This is a genomic window from Enterobacter chengduensis (assembly GCF_001984825.2).
GTDB lineage: Bacteria > Pseudomonadota > Gammaproteobacteria > Enterobacterales > Enterobacteriaceae > Enterobacter > Enterobacter chengduensis.
In genome coordinates, this window is record NZ_CP043318.1 from 1,440,607 (window position 1) to 1,459,838 (window position 19,232).

20 protein-coding genes are annotated in these 19,232 nt (G+C 61.4%); 12 read left to right on the top strand and 8 right to left on the bottom strand.

The genetic code is table 11. From position 1 onward, the window contains the following. Positions 1–8: 8 nt before the first annotated feature. Genes FY206_RS07100 through entH form a run of 3 tightly spaced genes read left to right on the top strand, consistent with a single transcriptional unit; the run spans position 9 to position 2,029 of the window. Entirely contained in the window at positions 9–863 is an 855-nt protein-coding gene (locus FY206_RS07100; RefSeq protein WP_032638760.1) for an isochorismatase, read from the top strand. Further along, positions 860–1,615, top strand: coding sequence for a 2,3-dihydro-2,3-dihydroxybenzoate dehydrogenase EntA (gene entA, locus FY206_RS07105; RefSeq protein ID WP_032638762.1), 756 nt, complete (start codon positions 860–862; stop codon positions 1,613–1,615). The genes FY206_RS07100 and entA overlap by 4 nt, the downstream gene beginning before the upstream one ends. Next, complete coding sequence (gene entH, locus FY206_RS07110) at positions 1,616–2,029, top strand: proofreading thioesterase EntH (protein WP_032638764.1); 414 nt, start codon at positions 1,616–1,618, stop codon at positions 2,027–2,029. Positions 2,030–2,119: 90 nt separating this feature from the next. Here the strand turns inward: entH and FY206_RS07115 are convergent, their stop codons facing one another. The 3 genes from FY206_RS07115 to FY206_RS07125 are packed head-to-tail and all read right to left on the bottom strand — an operon-like array spanning position 2,120 to position 4,420. Then, positions 2,120–3,232 carry a M20 family metallopeptidase gene (locus FY206_RS07115; RefSeq protein WP_077064585.1) on the bottom strand — a complete coding sequence of 371 codons (1,113 nt, stop codon included), beginning with the start codon at positions 3,230–3,232 and terminating at the stop codon, positions 2,120–2,122. 13 nt (positions 3,233–3,245) lie between these two features. Next, complete coding sequence (locus tag FY206_RS07120) at positions 3,246–3,710, bottom strand: YjiG family protein (protein ID WP_032638769.1); 465 nt, start codon at positions 3,708–3,710, stop codon at positions 3,246–3,248. Continuing rightward, a complete protein-coding gene (locus tag FY206_RS07125; protein WP_032638771.1) occupies positions 3,707–4,420 on the bottom strand; it encodes a nucleoside recognition domain-containing protein in 714 nt (237 codons plus the stop codon). Before FY206_RS07125 ends, FY206_RS07120 begins: the two co-directional genes overlap by 4 nt. Before the next feature lie 279 nt (positions 4,421–4,699). Here FY206_RS07125 and cstA point away from each other — a divergent pair, with 279 nt between their 5' ends. Both cstA and FY206_RS07135 read left to right on the top strand, forming a co-directional pair. Continuing rightward, the gene (cstA, locus tag FY206_RS07130; protein WP_032638775.1) at positions 4,700–6,805 is read left to right on the top strand and encodes a pyruvate/proton symporter CstA; all 2,106 of its coding nucleotides are present in this window, start codon (positions 4,700–4,702) and stop codon (positions 6,803–6,805) included. A 118-nt stretch (positions 6,806–6,923) separates the two neighbouring features. Next, positions 6,924–7,121, top strand: coding sequence for a YbdD/YjiX family protein (locus FY206_RS07135; protein WP_014169079.1), 198 nt, complete (start codon positions 6,924–6,926; stop codon positions 7,119–7,121). On the opposite strand, the gene FY206_RS07140 is transcribed toward FY206_RS07135, so the two are convergent. The 4 genes from FY206_RS07140 to FY206_RS07155 form a co-directional block, all read right to left on the bottom strand. Continuing rightward, positions 7,118–7,522, bottom strand: coding sequence for a helix-turn-helix domain-containing protein (locus FY206_RS07140; RefSeq protein ID WP_032638778.1), 405 nt, complete (start codon positions 7,520–7,522; stop codon positions 7,118–7,120). The genes FY206_RS07135 and FY206_RS07140 overlap by 4 nt on opposite strands. Further along, entirely contained in the window at positions 7,494–7,799 is a 306-nt protein-coding gene (locus FY206_RS07145) for a type II toxin-antitoxin system RelE family toxin (protein ID WP_077064584.1), read from the bottom strand. Before FY206_RS07145 ends, FY206_RS07140 begins: the two co-directional genes overlap by 29 nt. 183 nt (positions 7,800–7,982) lie before the next feature. Beyond that, positions 7,983–8,726, bottom strand: a complete 744-nt coding sequence (locus FY206_RS07150) for an SDR family NAD(P)-dependent oxidoreductase (protein WP_032638782.1) — start codon at positions 8,724–8,726, stop codon at positions 7,983–7,985. Positions 8,727–8,782: 56 nt separating this feature from the next. Beyond that, the gene (locus FY206_RS07155; RefSeq protein WP_077064587.1) at positions 8,783–9,871 is read right to left on the bottom strand and encodes an oxidoreductase; all 1,089 of its coding nucleotides are present in this window, start codon (positions 9,869–9,871) and stop codon (positions 8,783–8,785) included. 158 nt (positions 9,872–10,029) lie between these two features. On the opposite strand from FY206_RS07155, the gene FY206_RS07160 reads away from it, so the two are divergent. The 5 genes from FY206_RS07160 to FY206_RS07180 all read left to right on the top strand — a co-directional run bounded on the left by FY206_RS07160 (position 10,030) and on the right by FY206_RS07180 (position 16,202). Continuing rightward, the gene (locus FY206_RS07160; protein ID WP_077064583.1) at positions 10,030–11,532 is read left to right on the top strand and encodes a sugar ABC transporter ATP-binding protein; all 1,503 of its coding nucleotides are present in this window, start codon (positions 10,030–10,032) and stop codon (positions 11,530–11,532) included. Beyond that, positions 11,529–12,524, top strand: a complete 996-nt coding sequence (locus FY206_RS07165) for an ABC transporter permease (protein WP_032638787.1) — start codon at positions 11,529–11,531, stop codon at positions 12,522–12,524. The genes FY206_RS07160 and FY206_RS07165 overlap by 4 nt, the downstream gene beginning before the upstream one ends. A 20-nt stretch (positions 12,525–12,544) precedes the next feature. Next, positions 12,545–13,609, top strand: a complete 1,065-nt coding sequence (locus FY206_RS07170; RefSeq protein WP_032638790.1) for a sugar ABC transporter substrate-binding protein — start codon at positions 12,545–12,547, stop codon at positions 13,607–13,609. Positions 13,610–13,692: 83 nt separating this feature from the next. After that, entirely contained in the window at positions 13,693–14,934 is a 1,242-nt protein-coding gene (locus tag FY206_RS07175) for an LVIVD repeat-containing protein (protein ID WP_032638792.1), read from the top strand. A 125-nt stretch (positions 14,935–15,059) separates the two neighbouring features. Next, positions 15,060–16,202 carry an IS481 family transposase gene (locus tag FY206_RS07180; protein WP_032643811.1) on the top strand — a complete coding sequence of 381 codons (1,143 nt, stop codon included), beginning with the start codon at positions 15,060–15,062 and terminating at the stop codon, positions 16,200–16,202. Between the two features lie 84 nt (positions 16,203–16,286). Here the strand turns inward: FY206_RS07180 and mtnK are convergent, their stop codons facing one another. Continuing rightward, positions 16,287–17,486, bottom strand: coding sequence for an S-methyl-5-thioribose kinase (gene mtnK / locus FY206_RS07185; RefSeq protein ID WP_032638794.1), 1,200 nt, complete (start codon positions 17,484–17,486; stop codon positions 16,287–16,289). 104 nt (positions 17,487–17,590) lie between these two features. Here mtnK and mtnA point away from each other — a divergent pair, with 104 nt between their 5' ends. Both mtnA and FY206_RS07195 read left to right on the top strand, forming a co-directional pair. Then, positions 17,591–18,607: an S-methyl-5-thioribose-1-phosphate isomerase gene (gene mtnA, locus FY206_RS07190; RefSeq protein ID WP_032638796.1), complete on the top strand. Its 1,017-nt coding sequence runs from the start codon at positions 17,591–17,593 to the stop codon at positions 18,605–18,607. Positions 18,608–18,649: 42 nt separating this feature from the next. Beyond that, positions 18,650–19,120 (top strand): SRPBCC family protein, encoded by a 471-nt coding sequence (locus FY206_RS07195; protein ID WP_032638798.1) that lies wholly within the window; start codon positions 18,650–18,652, stop codon positions 19,118–19,120. Positions 19,121–19,232: the final 112 nt, after the last annotated feature.

Genomic DNA, 19,232 nt, shown 5'->3' on the forward strand with positions numbered 1-19,232 from the left:
AACAGAATATGGCCATTCCAAAATTAACCGCTTACGCGCTGCCGACCGCCGCAGAGCTGCCGACCAGTAAAGTGAGCTGGGCGTTCGAGCCCGAGCGTGCGGCGCTGCTGATCCACGATATGCAGGAGTATTTCCTGAACTTCTGGGGCGAAAACAGCGCCATGATGCAGCAGGTGGTGGCGAACATCGCCAGGCTTCGCGCGTACTGCAAAGCGCACAATATTCCGGTGTACTACACCGCGCAGCCAAAAGAGCAGAGCGACGAAGATCGCGCCCTGCTGAACGACATGTGGGGGCCGGGCCTGACCCGCTCCCCCGAGCAGCAGCGCATCGTGGCTGAACTGACGCCGGACGAAGCGGACACGGTGCTGGTGAAGTGGCGCTACAGCGCGTTTCACCGCTCTCCGCTGGAGCAGATGCTGAAGGAGACGGGCCGCAACCAGCTGCTGATTACCGGCGTGTACGCCCACATCGGCTGCATGACCACCGCCACCGACGCCTTTATGCGCGACATCAAGCCGTTCTTCATTGCCGACGCGCTGGCGGATTTCACCCGCGACGAGCATCTGATGTCGCTGAACTATGTGGCCGGACGCTCGGGCCGCGTGGTGATGACCGACGAGCTGCTGCCGTCCGTTCCGGCCTCGAAGGCCGCGCTGCGCGAGCTTATCCTGACGCTGCTGGACGAGTCCGACGAGCCGATGGATGACGAAAACCTGATCGACTACGGTCTGGATTCGGTGCGCATGATGGCGCTGGCCGCCCGCTGGCGCAAAGTCCACGGCGATATCGACTTCGTGATGCTGGCAAAAAATCCCACCCTCGACGCCTGGTGGGCGCTGCTCTCCCGCGAGGTGAAGTGATGGGATTGGATTTCACCGGTAAAACCGTCTGGGTGACCGGGGCGGGTAAAGGCATTGGCTATGCGACGGCGCTGGCGTTTGCCGAAGCGGGCGCGCAGGTGACCGGGTTCGATCTGGCGTTTCCGCTGGGCGATTATCCGTTTACCACCGAAACGCTGGACGTGGCGGATGCCGGGCAGGTGCAGGAGGTGTGCGGGCGCGTGCTGGCGTCGCGTGAACGCCTGGACGTGCTGGTCAACGCGGCGGGCATTCTGCGCATGGGGGCGACGGACCAGCTCTCGCAGGCGGACTGGCAGCAGACCTTCGCGGTCAACGTCGGCGGCGCGTTCAACCTGTTCCAGCAGACGATGGGCCAGTTCCGCCGTCAGCAGGGCGGGGCGATCGTCACCGTGGCCTCTGACGCGACACATACGCCGCGCATCGGCATGAGCGCCTACGGTGCGTCGAAAGCGGCGCTGAAAAGCCTCGCCCTGACCGTGGGGCTGGAGCTGGCGGGCAGCGGCGTGCGCTGTAACCTGGTGTCGCCGGGCTCAACGGACACCGACATGCAGCGCACCCTGTGGAAAAGCGACGATGCGGAACAGCAGCGCATTCGCGGCTTTGGCGAGCAGTTCAAGCTCGGCATTCCGCTGGGAAAAATCGCCCGTCCGCAGGAGATCGCCAGCACGGTGCTGTTCCTGGCCTCCGATGCCGCCAGCCACATCACCCTGCAGGATATCGTGGTGGACGGCGGCTCCACGCTGGGGGCATAAATGATCTGGAAACGTCATTTATCGCTCGACGAGCTGAACGCCACCAGCCTGAACACAATGGTGGCGCATCTCGGCATTGTCTATACCCGCATCGGTGACGACACGCTGGAAGCGGAGATGCCGGTGGACGCGCGCACCCACCAGCCGTTTGGCCTGCTGCACGGCGGGGCCTCGGCGGCGCTGGCGGAAACGCTGGGCTCAATGGCCGGATTTCTGATGACCCGTGACGGGCAGAGCGTGGTGGGAACGGAGCTGAACGCGACGCACCACCGTGCGGTATCTCGAGGCAAGGTGCGCGGGGTGTGCCAGCCGCTGCATCTGGGGCGTACCAGCCAGAGCTGGGAGATTGTGGTCTTCGACGAGCAGGGAAGGCGCTGCTGCACGTGTCGGTTGAGTACGATGGTGCTAGGCTAGTATTGTGCTGAATTGCCGGGTGACGGCTTCGCCTTACCCGGCCTACGCGCCAAATGTAGGCCCGGTAAGCGAAGCGCCACCGGGCGGTGTTTACAGCATCGACACAACCCGCTTCAGCAACCGGATCCTCGGTTCAATGGATGCTTTATCCAGCCACTCCGCCGGGCTGTGGAAGCCCGCGCCTATCGGCCCTAAGCCGTCGAGGGTAGGAATGCCGAGCGCGGCGGTGTGGTTTGCATCGCTCCCGCCGCCGACCGCCTGCCAGGTGATGGCGATCCCCTCTTCGTTACCCGCTTTTTCGACGAGCTGCATCAGCTGCTGCGTGGCTTCACTCGCCGCCATTGCCGGCTTGTGGTTGACGCGCGTCAGCGATGTGGTGACGCCCTCTAAAAAGCCTTTTCTGCACAGCGCGTCCAGCGCCTGATTCACCCGGTCATACTCGTCGTTTTCCCAGAAGCGCACGTCGAGTTCGGCCACGGCGCTGTCCGCCACCACGTTGGCCGCGCTGCCGCCGTGAATCACCCCGATGTTGAGCGTGGTACCGCGATCCCAGTCGGTGAGCGCGTTAATCGCGGCAATGCTGTTGGCCAGTGCGGTAATCGCCGATCGGCCTTTTTCCGGGTCGTTGCCCGCGTGCGCCGCCACGCCGCTGAAGGTGAGGTGGTAGCCCGCCATGCCCTTGCGCGCCTTCACCAGCGAGCCGTCGGCGCGCGCCGCTTCGCACACCAGCACGCGGCGCGAGCGCCTGGCCAGCTCGCCGATCCACGCGTGGGAGTGGACCGATCCGGTCTCTTCGTCCGGGTTCATCGCGACCGCAATCGCGAGACGATCTTTGTCCGCGGCGTCGAGCCCGCGCATCGCCCACAAAATATTCAGAAGTCCGCTCTTCATATCCGAGACGCCGGGGCCGTACAGGCGGGTATCGTCCCCGCTCATCGGACGCTCGGCCACCGTCCCAGGGGCAAATACGGTATCAAGATGACCAACCAGCAGCACGTCGAACTGCTCGGCCAGCGGCCTGTTGCTCACGAACACGCCGGGGCCAACCTTATCGCCCAAATCAACCTGCTCTGCGTGCCAGCCCTCGCGCTGCCAGAGCGCCTGCATAATGCCCGCGACGGTGGCCACGCCCGCGATCGTCTGGGTGCCGCAGTCCACGTTTACCAGGGTTTTTAGCTCTTCAATATAGTGGTCAAGATTCATGGTTACGTCCTGTTCAGAGAATGATGCGCATCAGCAGCATGGCTAAGAAGGCGTTGATCACCGAGAGGGCGATCATCAGCGGAATGCGTTTGGCGCGGGTGCCGATCACGCCGAGTATGCGGCCCAGGTATTGCACCTGCGAGCCCATCAGGTAGATCGCCGGGGCGAGAATGGCTAAGTGCTCCCCGGTCAGAATGCCTTTATCAAAAAGGCCAATCGCCACGCCGATGCCGCCGCCCATCGACATCCAGCCGCCAATCAGCACGGCGGCCGCTTCGCCCGGCAGGCCAAACAGCCCCATCAGCGGCGCGAAGATCATGCCGAGCCCTTTCAGCGCGCCGGTAATTTCCAGCGCCTTGATGATGATAAACGCCATCACCACGTTGGGCAGGGTGCTGCTGGTGGCGATGCCCCAGCCCTTGCGCGCGCCCTCCACGAAGACATCGGTAATAACGGGATTCGATTGTGGCGCACTCATGCGGTTTCTCCTTGCTTCACGGCGGCGGGTTTTCCAGTCAACGTCACGATCAGGCGCAGCAGGTTTGCGCCCACGATTTTCATAATGAACATCACGGCGATGCAGCCGCCTATCGAGGCCGGAACCGCCGCCGTGCCGTCAACGGCGACCAGGGTGAAGAGGATCGCCCCGGAAGAGAAAAAGTTGGTGATCATCGCCCCAGCTGAAAACTGGAACATGGCGAAGACGTCTTTTTCCGTTTCGCTGATCTGCCCTTCGTCGGCGAGGTTACGCGTGAGCGACGCGCCGACGTCGGTGCTTTGCAGGCTGCCTATCAGCGCCAGACCGGCGGTGCCGGGGATGCCCAGCAGCGGGCGCAGCAGCGGGGTTAACAGCTTGCGCGCCGCACGCAGTGCGCCGTAGTGCTCCAGCACGTTGATCGTGCCGAGCGCAAACATGACCGCGGGAATCAGCCCGAGCGCGAACAGAAATCCGTCCATTGCGCCGCTGCCGCCCGCGCCGCGAAAGGCGCTGGTGGCGGTGGTCAACGTGCCGTCGTCCAGACTGGCTTTGCTAACCACTTTGCCAAATGCACCGTTGAGGGTGGTGAAATCAAACACGCCGTACCACTCTTTTCCACCCAGCAGGCCGGAGAAGAAAACGGCTGCGAAAGCCAGCGCAAAGTACGCGCCGGGCCCGACCTTATACTCCTGAGGTTCTGAACTTTTCATATCCTTTTCCTTGTTAATGCGCGGGTGCGCAGCCTCATTCTGGCGATGTTTTGCCCAAAAAAGATGATGTAAATCATTTCGTAACGGCGTCAGGGGATGAAAAAGATAAAAATGTGACCGGCAACGGAGCGGGGGAAGAACGAAAGTGATCGGCTTAACACTGTGGTGTAAATCTCTGGTTAGACCACGCATTATTGCGTTTCAAAGTTGTTAAATTTTGCCGGTTGTTCTAGAAACAAAATGTAACATCTCACTGTTTCACAACAACGGACAACAACTATGAACAACTCAGGGAAATACCTTATATGGGCAGGGCTCTCCGTTGTGGGAGCCTTTGCCCTGGGCTATATCGCCCTCAACCGGGGGGAACAGATCAACGCGCTCTGGATCGTTGTCGCCTCCGTCTGCATTTATCTGATCGCCTACCGTTTTTATGGCCGCTATATCGCGAAGAACGTCCTCGGCGTTGACGCGACGCGCATGACGCCTGCCGTTCGCCATAACGACGGGCTGGACTATGTGCCGACCGACAAGAAGGTGCTGTTCGGTCACCATTTTGCGGCGATTGCCGGGGCGGGCCCGCTGGTGGGACCGGTGCTGGCGGCGCAGATGGGCTACCTGCCGGGGATGATCTGGATCCTTGCGGGCGTGGTGCTGGCGGGTGCGGTGCAGGACTTTATGGTGCTGTTCGTCTCCACCCGTCGCGACGGGCGTTCGCTGGGGGAGCTGGTGAAAGAGGAGATGGGGGCCACCGCCGGGGTGATTGCGCTGGTGGCGACCTTTATGATCATGGTGATCATCCTCGCCGTGCTGGCGATGATCGTGGTGAAAGCGCTGACCCACAGCCCGTGGGGAACGTATACCGTTGCCTTTACCATCCCGCTGGCGCTGTTTATGGGGATCTACATTCGCTATCTGCGTCCGGGCCGCATTGGTGAAGTGTCGGTGATTGGCCTGGTATTCCTGGTGTTCGCCATTATCTCCGGCGGCTGGGTGGCGGAAAGCCCGACCTGGGCGCCGTTCTTCGACTTTACCGGCGTACAGCTGACCTGGATGCTGGTGGGCTACGGGTTCGTGGCGGCGGTGCTGCCGGTGTGGCTGCTGCTGGCCCCGCGTGATTACCTTTCCACCTTCCTGAAAATCGGCACCATCGTCGGTCTGGCGATTGGTATTCTGGTTATGCGTCCGACCCTGACCATGCCGGCGCTGACCAAATTTATCGACGGCACCGGTCCGGTCTGGACCGGCAACCTGTTCCCGTTCCTGTTTATCACCATCGCCTGCGGGGCGGTGTCGGGCTTCCACGCGCTGATTGCCTCCGGCACCACGCCGAAGATGCTGGCGAATGAGAATCAGGCCTGCCTGATAGGCTACGGCGGCATGCTGATGGAGTCCTTTGTCGCCATTATGGCGCTGGTCTCCGCCTGTATTATCGACCCGGGCGTCTACTTTGCGATGAACAGCCCGATGGCGGTACTGGCCCCGGCGGGCACCGTTGACGTGGTGGCATCCGCCGCGCAGGTGGTGAGCGGCTGGGGCTTTGCCATTACCCCTGAAACGCTAACGCATATCGCTAATGAGGTGGGCGAGCAGTCCATTATCTCCCGCGCGGGCGGGGCACCGACGCTGGCGGTGGGCATGGCCTATATTCTCCACGGCGCGCTGGGCGGGCTGATGGACGTGTCGTTCTGGTATCACTTCGCCATCCTGTTTGAGGCGCTGTTTATCCTGACGGCGGTGGATGCGGGAACCCGCGCGGCGCGCTTTATGCTGCAGGACCTGCTGGGGGTCATCTCCCCGAACCTGAAGCGCACCGATTCGCTCCCGGCTAACCTGCTGGCGACGGCGCTGTGCGTGCTGGCGTGGGGCTATTTCCTGCACCAGGGCGTGGTGGATCCGCTGGGCGGCATTAACACCCTGTGGCCGCTGTTCGGTATTGCCAACCAGATGCTGGCGGGTATGGCGCTGATGCTCTGCGCGGTGGTGCTGTTCAAAATGAAGCGCCAGCGCTATGCGTGGGTGGCGCTGTTGCCTACCGCATGGCTGCTGATCTGTACCCTGACGGCGGGCTGGCAGAAAGCCTTCAGCCCGGACAACAAGGTGGGCTTCCTGGCGATTGCCAATAAGTTCCAGGCGATGATCGACAGCGGCAAGATCCCGGCGCAGTACACCGAGTCCCAGCTGTCTCAACTGGTGTTTAACAACCGTCTGGATGCCGGGCTGACCATCTTCTTTATGGTGGTGGTCGTGGTGCTGGCGTTGTATTCTCTTAAAACCGCGCTGGCAGCATTGAAAGTGGATAAGCCAACGGCGAAAGAGACACCGTATGAGCCAATGCCTGAAAACCTGGAAGAGATTGTCACCCAGGCGAAAGGGGCGCATTAATTTAATCAGACATACCCCTCACCCCGGCCCTCTCCCCAAAGGGGAGAGGGTGTTGTAAGTTCCCTCTCCCAAAAGAGGAGAGGGCTAGGGTGAGGGGGAAACAAACGAGAAATGACCTATGTTCGACACCCTCTCTAAAGCAGGTAAGTACCTGGGCCAGGCCGCCAAAATGATGATTGGCGTGCCGGATTACGACAACTACGTCGAGCATATGCGCGTCAACCATCCGGACCAGACGCCCATGACCTACGAAGCATTTTTCCGCGATCGTCAGGACGCCCGCTACGGCGGCAAGGGCGGGGCGAAGTGCTGTTAACCCTCTTTCGGTAAATAGAGGCTGATCTGCTCCTGCTTACAGCCGTAAAGCGCCGCCAGCTTTTCGCGGGTGCGCTTTTGCGGACGGGAGTCCACTGCTTCCAGCTGCGACACGGCGGACTGGGTGATGCCAAGTTTCTCCGCCACCTCCTGCTGGGACATGCCGCGCAGGATACGCCACGCGGCCTGCAGGCTGACGTTCTGCCAGGTCATGATGCTGCACACCTCTCCGGGCAATTCCACGTCATCCAGACTATCGTGTTCGACCTCGATATCCTCTAGATCGTCATCGGTTTCGTCGTCAATTTCTGACATCTGTAAGAGCATACGAAAATATTCGTGATAGGGAATAACGGCGTACTGCGTTTTCCCGTTATCGTCCTTGATTAGCTGTACAGCCATAGGTTGCACTCTCCTCATGCAGGTAAGTCGTTGACGTTCTGCGCTTGACGGCCAAAACATAACAATGGTTATCGGGCTCGTCCCGAAGCGTATAGACGATGCGGTAATCGCCAACGCGTAGCCGGAAATGATCTTCTGTCGCCGATATTTTTTTGATATCGGGCCGGGGAGCTGAACGGTCATCCAGCTCAGTAAGCTTTACCTCAATGCGTCGCTGATACCGCTCGTCAATCTTTGAAAACGCTTTCTTTGCACCATTGGACCAGACAATCTTCATCCGTACCTCCACTGTACGCCCACACAAAATATAAGGAAATAATAAGACTATTAGATAAATTCCGAATTTCTAATGGGGTACTGTAGAGCGGAGAAAAAACGCGAGAAAGCGGCAAAATGCGAACCGCCGAGGCGGCTCGAAAAGGCCTCTGCCGGTCGACAGAGGCTTGCAGGAAAATTGCGATCAGGCGTTCAGGCCGCCGTCCACGTCCAGACCGGTACCGGAGATCTGCCCGGCGGCCGGGCTGGCAAGAAACGTGACCGCCGCCGCGACGTCTTCCGGCTGACCGTAATGGCCCAAAGCAATAAGCTGACGCTGAGAGTCAGCCTGTTCCCCGTCTTCCGGGTTCATATCGCTGTTGGTCGGACCGGGATGCACCAGGTTGACGGTAATGCCGCGCGGCCCCAGATCGCGCGCCAGCCCGCGGGTAAGGGAGTTCAGGGCAGACTTGGTCATCGAATAAACGGCAATGCCCGGCTGCGCCACGCGGTTCGCCAGACAGCTCCCGATGTTGATAATGCGCCCGCCGTCGGACATATGCACCAGCGCTTCCTGAATGGCGATCACCACGCCGCGGATGTTGACGTTGATCAGGGCGTCGATGTCCGCCAGGGTCATGGACTCCAGCGGGCCGCCGCGCGCGATCCCGGCGTTATTGACCAGAATGTCCAGCCCGCCAAGGGAACGCGCCGCATGGGTGACGGCATCCTGTATCGCCTGCGCGCTGGCGCTGTCGGCCTGCACGGCTTCGCCGTGGCGTCCCAGCGCCTTTATCTCATCGGCGACCGCCTGGGCTTTATCGGCAGATTTTTCATACGTAATAATCACATCCGCACCGGCGCGCGCCAGCGACAGCGCGATAGCCCGACCCAACCCGCGGCTGGCGCCGGTAACAAGCGCCTTTTTACCTGTTAAATCGATCTGCATGATGACCTCGTGACGAGAGTGGTAAGAATCATCATTAGGTATAGACGGTCAGGCGATTAACGGCTGAAGGATTCCACTTTCTCAAACGCGGCGCGCAGAACCTCAGGCGTTAACGCAACGGGTAAATAGTGAATCGACTCCACCGGGCGCAGGGTGTGGGCAATCACCTTATCCAGCTCGTCACGGCTGTTAATGTCGACGTCCAGCTCGCGAAGCGTGGTCGGCAGGTTAAAGCGCCGGTACGCCGCCACCAGCTGCGCCAGCACGTCGTCCTGGCCGAGCAGGGCGCTCTGCACCAGAATGCCGTAGGCCACCTTGGTGCCGTGCAGGTATTTTTCCGTCTGCGGCAGCACGGTTAAACCGTTGTGCACCGCATGCGCCGCCGCCACGCGGGTATAGCGCTCGCCCATACCGCCGACCATCCCGCCGCCGGCGATAATCGCGTCCACCACGTCCCGGAACGCCTGCGTCAGCTCGCCGCGCTGCTGGTCGGCCAGCGCCTCCTCGCTGCGCTCAAGCAGCACGTCGCGGATCGCCAGCGCGCCGTTGATGCCCAGCCGCACGGTCAGCGGCAGGTTTTCGGGCTGCGGAGCAAGCACTACCGCTTCGTACCACTTCGCCAGCGTATCGCCGATGCCCGCCAGCAGATATTCCGCCGGGGCGTTAAGGACGATCTGCGGCTCCACCAGCACCAGGAAGTTGGCGTCGTCGAAGATCTCAAACTGCAGCGCCTGGCCTTCATCGTTGTACCAGACGGAGAGCGGAGTCCACGCCGCGCAGGTGGCGGCAATGGTGGGGATGCCCACGAACGGCACCCCTAAGCGGCGCGCCACGGCCTTGACGGTATCCATCACCGCGCCGCCGCCGACGCCAATCACCACGCTGGCGTCGCCGCCGGATTCATTCACCAGATGGCTGACGTCGCGCTCGCTGCAGTGGCCCTTAAACAGCAGGCGTTTCGCCCCCGGCGCGTTAAAGCTCTCCGGCAGGTAAGGTCGCGCGGCGTCGATGGCGCGTTCGCCGTAGATCCACACCGCCCGGGACAGCTGTTCCGGGGTAAAGAAGTCATTCAGATGCGCAAGGCTTCCGGAATGGGAGAAGTAGTTCGCCGGGCCGGGCACGACGCGGATATCGGTGTTGCTCATGGTGTTGTCCTTTTTAGGCTGCGCTAACCCGATGTTATGTCTGGACATCCGGATGGCTAATAATATTTCGCTTTAACTTATGCCTTTTCCGTCGTTGTCAGTCAACCGGAGCTGTGAAAAATTCGATAAATCAGAAGAGTAATGAAGGATTTACGCGGATGGTTTCCAGTCGCCTTGAGATGCGCGGTATCAGCCTGGCCTTTTCCGGCTTTCAGGCGCTGTCGCGCGTCAATTTTACCTTAGCCGGCGGATCGGTACACGCGCTGACCGGCGCCAACGGCGCGGGGAAATCGACGCTGATGGCGGTGCTGTGCGGCACGCACGACCACTATGAGGGTGAGATCAGCATTAACAACCAGCCCGTGACGATCCGTGAACCGCTTGACGCCAAACGGCTGGGGATCCACCTGGTGCAGCAGGAGGTGGACGTGGCGCTGATCCCGGGGTTAAGCATCGCCGAGAACATCATGCTCGACCAGCTGGCGCAGCCGGGGCACCGCTTCAGCTGGCGCGCGATCCGCCAGCAGGCGAGACGGGCGCTGGCCCAGCTGGATGTCGCTCTGGACGTGCGCCGCTCCATCGACGGCTGCACGCTTGCCGAAAAGCAGCAGATTTTGCTGGCGCGGGCGCTGTCACACCACTGCCGTTTTTTGATTCTTGATGAGCCCACCGCGCCGCTGGACGCGCACGAGAGCGAGCGCCTGTTTGCGGTCGTAAGACGCTTAAAGCAGCAGGGCATCGGCGTGGTGTTTATCTCCCACCGCATTCACGAGCTGAAGGCCATCTGCGACACCCTGACGGTGCTGCGCGACGGCAAGCTGATCGAGTCCGGCCCAATGGCCGATCTCAGCGGCGAAGCGATCGTCGAGAAGATGCTCGGCCACGTGCTGAGCGATATCTATCCGCCCGCGCGGCCGCCGCATAGCGAAGAGACGCTGCTGCGGGTGGAGGGGCTGCACGACGACGCGCTGCTGAAGGATATCTCCCTGCACCTGCGCAAGGGTGAAATCCTCGGCGTTGCCGGGCTGGCGGGGGCGGGGAAAACCGAACTCTGCAAGGCGCTGTTTGGCGCCAGCAAAAGCCGCGTGGCGCGCGGTGAGTTGAATCAACAGCCCTGGCAACCGCGCGACCCGGCCGACTCGGTGCAGCGCGGTCTGGCGCTGGTGCCGGAGGAGCGGCGAAAAGAGGGCATTTTTATCGACGAGCCGGTGAGCATGAACCTCGCCGTGACGGCGGATAACAGCTTTTCGCGCTGGAGCCTTTTCGGCCATCGTCAGGCGTGGCGCTGGGCGGAAGAGGTGATTGCTCGCGTCGGCGTGCGCGCGCGTGGGCCGGGGCAGGTGCTGCGGCGTCTGTCCGGCGGCAACCAGCAGAAGGTCGCCATCGGCAAGTGGCTGCGCAATGAGGCCAGCGTGCTGATTTTCGACGAGCCGACCAAGGGCGTCGACGTTAAGGCCAAAACCGAACTGTTCCAGCTGATTGACGGCCTGGCGCGCGAGGGCAAAGGGGTGATTTACGCCTCGGGCGAATTTGCTGAACTGGTGGGATTGTGCGACCGCATCTGCGTGCTGTGGGACGGCCGCATCGTGGCGGAAATCGCCGGGGCCGAGGCCCGTGAAGAGACACTACTTTATTATTCAACCGGAGGAACGGCGTCGTGAGCAAGGCCCTTTCAGTAAACGCGGCGGCGTCGGGCCGTCAGCAGATTTTCGATTTTCTCTACAGGTGGGGCATGCTGTTGACCGTCGTCGCGCTGGTGGCCGTCTTTGGCCTGGCGTCGGACAGCTTCCTCGATCCGAACAACATCATCAACATTTTGCGCTCGATTGCCATCGTGACGGTGATAGCCATTGGCGTATCGATTTCGCTGACCGTCGGCGGGTTCGATCTCTCCGTGGGATCGACCGCCTCGCTGGCGAACGCGCTGGTGATTTCACTTTTCGTCTGGCACGGCTTCGGCACCACCGAGTCGATTCTGATTACCCTCGCGCTCTGCACGCTGGTGGGGCTGTTTAACGCCTTCCTGATCGTCATCCTGCGCATTCCGGACATGCTCGCGACGCTGGCCAGCCTGTTTGTGATCCAGGGCGTGGCGATGACCTACAGCTACGGCGGGTCGATTACCGAGAACATGGTGCTGCCGAGCGGCGACATGGCGGAAGGGACGATTCCGGCGGCGTTCAGCCTGCTGGGGCAGGTGCCGACCATCGTAATCGTGATGCTGGTGGTGACCGTGCTGGCGCAGCTGGGGCTCTCTTTGACCACTCACGGACGCCGCATGTACGCCATTGGCGGTAACCCCGAGGCCGCGCGTCTCTCCGGCATACGCACCACGCGCTACAAGGTGGCGGCCTACGTGATCGCCTCCCTGCTGGCGGGGCTGGGCGGCATTCTGCTGGCCTCGCGTATCGGTTCGTCGCAGGTGAACGCGGGCGGCGGCTACCTGATGGACGCGGTGGCGGCGGCGTGGATCGGCTTCTCGCTGGCCGGATCCGGCAAGCCGAACGCGCTGGGCACCCTGGTCGGGGCGGTGATTCTCGGCGTGCTGTCGAACGGGCTGGTGATGCTCTCCGTGCCGTATTACGCCATGGACATTATAAAAGGGCTGGTGCTCGCGGTAGCGCTGGCGATTACCTACATACAAAAACGCTGACAACACAACGGGATAAAAAAATGAATAAGATTGCTCTCTCTTTGGTGGCACTTGGGTTATTCACCGCTCTGCCTGGCTTCGCGGCCACGCCCGCGCCGCTTCCGGCGGCCATTGCCAACCATGACGGCCCAATTCGCATCGCGGTGATCCGCAACCTCGGCTCAGACGACAACACCACGCAGTTTATTGCCGGGGCCATTCAGGAAGGTAAGAAGCTTGGCTTTAAGGTCAGCACCTTTTTAAGCAACGGGGACGACGCCAAATTCCAGGACTTCGTGAACCAAGCCATCAGCCAGAAGTACGACGGGATTATCCTTTCTCAGGGCCGCGATCCGTACTCCACCGCGCTGGTGAAGAAGGCGGTGGATGCCGGGATTAAGGTCGCCGTGTTTGATACCGCCGTGAGCGGCGAGATCCCGGGCGTGACCGTCACCCAGCAGGACGATGCCTCCCTGACGAACCTCTCCTTCGGCCAGCTGGCGAAAGATTTCAACGGCAAGGCCAATATCGTCAAGCTGTGGGTAGCGGGGTTCCCGCCGATGGAGCGTCGTCAGGCGGCGTACAAAGCGCTGCAAAATCAGTATCCGGACATCAAAGAGCTGGAGTCAATCGGCGCGGTCTCCTCTGACGTGCAGGGCGACACCGCCAACAAGGTGGGCGCGATCCTGGCGAAATACCCGAAAGGCAAAATCGACGCCATCTGGGGCACCTGGGACGCCTTCAGCCAGGGCGCGTATAAGGCGCTGAAAGAGAATGGCCGCACCGAGATCAAGCTCTACAGCATCGACATCTCTAATCAGGATCTGCAGCTGATGCGCGAGCCGGGCAGCCCGTGGAAGGTGAGCGTGGCGGTGGATCCGAAGCTGATTGGCGCGACCAACGTGCGTCTGGTGGCCAATAAGATTGCCGGAGAAGCCACGCCTGCGACCTACGATTTCAAAGCGGCCGCGATTCCCCAGGCGCTGCTGGCCGCCCAGCCGGGCCCGGTGAACGTGGCGTCGCTGGGGAAAATCATTCCGGGCTGGGGCCAGACGGAAGACTTTATCGCGCCGTGGTTTGCGACGCTGGAAGCCAGGTCAAAATAATGCCCGGTGGCGCTTCGCTTACCGGGCCTACGGTGTTGTAGGCCGGATAAGGCGCAGCCGCCATCCGGCGAAAGGACTTATACATGTCTGCATTACCTCAACCCGAATACAGCCGCAACATGCGGCTGATTGGCCATAGCGACCAGGGCGGTCGTCCGGACGGCGTGCAGCTTATGGTCCATCGCGGTTTCGCCTATATCGGCCATATGGTGTCGCAGGGCTTTTCGATTGTCGACGTGCGCGACCCGAAAAAACCGAAAGCGGCGGGCTACGTGCCCGCGCCGCCCGGCACCTGGAACGTGCACCTCCAGGCGCATGACGACCTGCTGCTGGTCATCAACGCCCGGGATCTGTTTGCCGATGCCCGCTTTGCCGATGAGAAGGTTTACTACACCCGTCAGGTGGGGGAGACCGTCAGCGACGTGCAGGACAAAGGCTGGAGCGCCGGGCTGCGCGTCTTCGATATCTCCACCCCGGACAGGCCGCGCGAAATCGGCTTTCTGTCGCTGAACGGTATCGGGATCCACCGCATCTGGTACGTCGGCGGGCGCTGGGCGTACGTCTCGGCGCTCATCGACGGCTTTACCGACTACATCTTCCTGACCATCGACCTTGCCGACCCGCGCAAGCCTGAAGTGGCGGGGCGCTGGTGGCTGCCGGGGATGAATCAGGCCGAAGGCGAAAAGCCGAACTGGCCGGAAGGCAAACGCTACGCGCTCCATCACGCGATTATCGCGGGGGATACCGCCTACGGCAGCTGGCGCGACGGCGGCCTGACGCTGCTGGACGTGAAGGATCGTACCCAGCCTAAGCTCATTAGCCACCGTAACTGGAGTCCGCCGTTTGGCGGCGGCACGCACACCGCGCTGCCGCTGCCGGACCGCGAACTGCTGGTGGTGCTGGACGAAGCGGTGCTCGACAACCAGGAGGACGGGGAGAAGCTGATCTGGCTGTTTGATATCCGCGAGCCGTCGAACCCGGTCAGCATCTCGACTTTCCCGCAGCCGGATGAAACCGACTACGTGGCGAAAGGGGCGCATTTCGGCCCGCACAACCTGCACGAGAACCGGCCGGGGAGCTTTGTCAGCTCAACGCTGATTTTTGCGACGTACCAGAACGCGGGCGTGCGTGCGTATGATATTTCCAATCCGTATCGCCCGGTGGAGACCGGCGCGCTGGTGCCAGCCGCGCCGGAGAGGATGATGGATACGCGGCCAAACCGCCCGCAGGTGATCCAGTCCTGCGACGTGTTTGTGGATGCGCAGGGAATTATTTACAGCACGGATTATAACGGCGGGCTGTCGGTGATTGAGTATTTGGGGTAAGTGCGGTTTGGTGCCTTCACCCCGGCCCTCTCCCACTGTACAGTCCGGGGACATAGTGAACACTTGTTCGGGGACATGGTAGACACTTACAACTAAGGCATAAGAACCCGTTTATGGAGTCGCTTATGCCGTGGGATGCGAGAGATACCATGTCATTACGTACCGAGTTTGTTTTGTTCGCCTCGCAGGACGGGGCGAACATCCGTTCCCTCTGCCGCCGCTACGGCATTTCACCTGCTACCGGCTACAAGTGGCTTCAGCGCTGGGCTGTCGAGGGCGAACCCGGCCTGCAGGACCGCCCCCGCACGCCGCATCATTCCCCCAACCGCTCGTCTGACGACGTCACCGCCCTGCTGCGCATGGCCCATGACCGTCATGAACGCTGGGGCGCCCGCAAGATTAAGCGCTGGCTGGAAGACCAGGGACACCGTATGCCTGCCTTCAGCACTGTCCATAACCTGATGGCCCGTCACGGCCTGCTGCCCGGCACGGCTCCGGGTATTCCGGCCACCGGACGGTTCGAACATGACGCCCCGAACCGGCTCTGGCAGATGGATTTTAAGGGGCACTTCCCCTTTGGCGGCGGCCGCTGCCATCCGCTCACCCTGCTCGACGACCACTCCCGTTTTTCCCTGTGCCTCACACACTGTACCGATGAACGGCGTGAGACCGTGCAGCAACAGCTGGTCAGCGTCTTTGAACGCTACGGCCTGCCGGACCGGATGACGATGGATAACGGCTCACCGTGGGGCGACACAACCGGCATCTGGACGGCGCTGGAGCTGTGGCTGATGCGTCTGGGTATTAAGGTGGGTCACTCCCGGCCATATCATCCGCAGACGCAGGGCAAGCTGGAGCGTTTTCACCGCAGCCTGAAGGCGGAAGTGCTGCAGGGGAAATGGTTCGCGGACAGCGGCGAGCTGCAGCGTGCCTTTGACCACTGGCGGACGGTCTATAACCTTGAACGCCCGCACGAGGCGCTGGATATGGCGGTCCCGGCCTCACGCTATCAGCCGTCTGCGCGGCAGTACAGCAGCAGCGTGACGCCCCCGGAATACGATGAAGGTGTGCTGGTCAGGAAAGTGGATATCAGCGGGAAGCTGAGCTTACAGGGAGCCAGTCTGAATGCAGGAAAGGCGTTCAGGGGAGAACGGGTGGGGCTGAAGGAGACGCAGGAGGATGGCTGCTATGAAGTGTGGTGGTACAGCACGAAAGTGGGGGTGATCGACCTGAAGAAAAAGTCGATCACCATGGGTAAAGGATGTTAAAAAGTGTTCACCATGTCCCCGAACACCTGTCTACCATGTCCCCGGACCGTACACCCACAGGGAGAGGGAGAAAACCAAATGTAATCAGCTGTACTGCCGCACGCGTGCCACCAGATCTTCGGCGCTGTCGATGCGCTCGGCAATGACAATCAGTGCCTTGCCGAGCGTAATCGCGTGGCGCAGGCATTCGTGGCGCATGGCGTCATCCTGGATGGTGTCAATATCCGCCACGTGGGAAAGCCCGACGCTGCGGCGAATGAGCTCGGTGCCGCAGAAGCCAATGGCGTCATGCCAGACCTTTTTCAGGAACGCGGAGGCGTAGCCCGGCGCGCCGAGCGCGGCGTCGCGCGCTTTCTCGTTTGCCAGCGCCTGGAAGCGCTCCGCGAAGGTGTTCCACAGCGCCTGAATATCGGTCAGGCGCTGCTCGCGCGCGGCGGCGGCATCGCGAATGCCCAGATGCCCCGGCAGGCCGCAGAAGTTGAGCAGCAGGTTGCCGATAGCGGTGCCGACGTCAAAGCCAATCGGCCCGAAATAGCCGAACTCGGCGTCGATGGCCTTCAGGCTGCCGTCCGCCACAAAAATCGACCCGCTGTGGATATCACCGTGCAGCAGCGCCTCGGCGTGCGAGAAGAAGCGGTGCTTCAGGGAGGCCACGGCAACCTTAAGCTGGGCGTCATCGCGCAGGGCGGCGACGTCACTTTCCAGCTCGGCCGGGTAGCTGTTGCGTTCGTGGATCTGATACGGATCGTTGAAGAACAGATCTTCGGTGATCTCGCACATCTCCGGGTTGATGAATTTCGCCACCTGCGCTTTCTTCTCGTGCGGGTGCAGGTAAAAGTCGCTGGTGTGGAACAGCGCGTGCGCGAGGTATTCACCCAGCTGACGCGCCGCCTGCGGGTAATAAATGTTTTTAATCAGCTCGCCGCGCCAGATGCGATGGCTGGAGAGATCTTCCATCACCATCACCGCCAGCTCCGGGTCGAAGTGGTGGATTTTCACGGTGTGCTGCGGGCTGTGCCGGTAGTGTTCGACCAGGGTTTGCGCCTCCAGACGGGCGCGGTCCAGCGTCAGCGGCCACGACTCGCCGACGCAGCGCACGTAGGGCAGCGCCTGCTTGACGATGATGCGGCTCACGCCCGCGCTGTCGAAGATTTTGAACACCAGATTGAGGTTGCCGTCGCCTACTTCCTGCGCCTCTACCAGCGTTAACGGATCGTCAAGGCCGCCAAACTGCCTGGCATACTCCACGGCGTCCTGAGCGGTAAAGGTACGGTATTGCGACATGGCCTGCTCCTCACGAGATTGCTAATAAAGACATGTAGACGTCTATACATCTGGATTTCATCCTGACACAATGTGCTACAACAACGCAACAGGGAATTAACGACATGCAGACATTACAGACGACCAGCCTGCGGGTGGCGGATAATCAGCTCTTTATTCTCGACCAGCAGGCGCTTCCGCAGGAGAAACGCTGGCTGGAGGCCTCGACGGTGGAGGCGCTGGTGGGGCATATCCATGCTCTGCGGGTGCGCGGCGCGCCGCTGATTGGTCTCTCTGCAAGCCTGCTGCTGGCCCTGCTGGCGGAAAACGGCAAAAGCCGCGACGAGCTGGCGGCGGCGCTGGAAGCCCTGCGCGCGTCTCGCCCGACGGCGGTGAACCTGATGAACAACCTCGACCGCATGAAGCTGGCGCTCTGGCAGGAAGATTTCGTTTCGGCGCTGGTGGCGGAGGCGCTGCGCCTGATTGACGAAGACAAACGACTCTGTGACGCGATTGCGAAAGCGGGCAGCGCGCTGGTGAAGCCCGGCAGCCGGCTGCTGACCCACTGCAACACCGGCGGCCTGGCAACGGCGGGTGTCGGCACCGCGCTAGGCGTGATTGCCCGGGCGCATCAGGAAGGCAACGTGAGCAACGTCTGGGTGGATGAAACCCGTCCGCTCTTACAGGGCGGCAGGCTGACGGCGTGGGAGCTCGGCGAGCTGGGGGTGCCGTATCGGCTTATTACCGACTCCATGGCCGCCAGCCTGATGGCGAAAGGGCAGGTAGACGCCGTGTGGGTAGGCGCAGATCGTATTGCCGCCAACGGCGACGTGGCGAACAAGATTGGGACCTATTCTCTGGCGGTGCTGGCGAAATTCCACGGCATTCCGTTCTACGTTGCCGCGCCGCAAACGACACTCGACCCGAACTGCCCGAACGGTGACGCGATACCGATTGAGCAACGCGCCGCCAGCGAGGTGACGGGCGTCGCGGGGAGCTTTGGCGCGGTGCAGTGGGCGCCAGTAGACGCGCAGGTCTACAATCCGGCATTTGACGTTACGCCAGCCTCGCTGATTAGCGGCTGGGTGCTGGATACGGGCGTGGTCACGCCGCAAGAGGTCGCGGAAGGGAAATTTGCCTGAGCCGGGCTATCCTTTAAGGGTTTCCCTTTAGAGGACATCATCGTGACGCTCGATCCTGAAACTGACTTAAAGCTGGAGCGCGTGGTGGATGCACCGCGCGACATGCTGTGGCTCTGCTGGACCACGCCAGAGCACATCAAAAACTTCTTCATTCCTGCTCCCCATAAGGTGACCGAATGCGAGCTCGATCTGCGCGTGGGCGGGCGGTTCAACACCGTGTTTGAGGTGGACGGGCAGCGGATGGATAACCGGGGCGTCTTCCTGGAAATCGACCCGGGGAAAAAGCTGGTCTTTACCGACGGCTATACCGAAGGCTGGAAACCGGCCGAGAAGCCGTTTATGACGGCGATCCTGCTGCTGGAAGATGTGGGCGAGGGCAAGACCCGCTACACGGCGATAGCGCGTCACCCAACGAAGGAAATCCGCGAGCAGCATGAGCAGATGGGCTTCCACGAAGGGTGGGGGATTGTGCTGGATCAGCTGGTGGGGTATGTGAAGGGACTGGAGCGTTGAAGCCCGAGCGGCCTGATGCCCTTGTATGTTTAAAGTCACTTCAGTTACCCGTCAACAGACGGGTAAACTGTCACTGAGTTTGACCTGATGCCACAGCCCGTTAGCCCTCTGG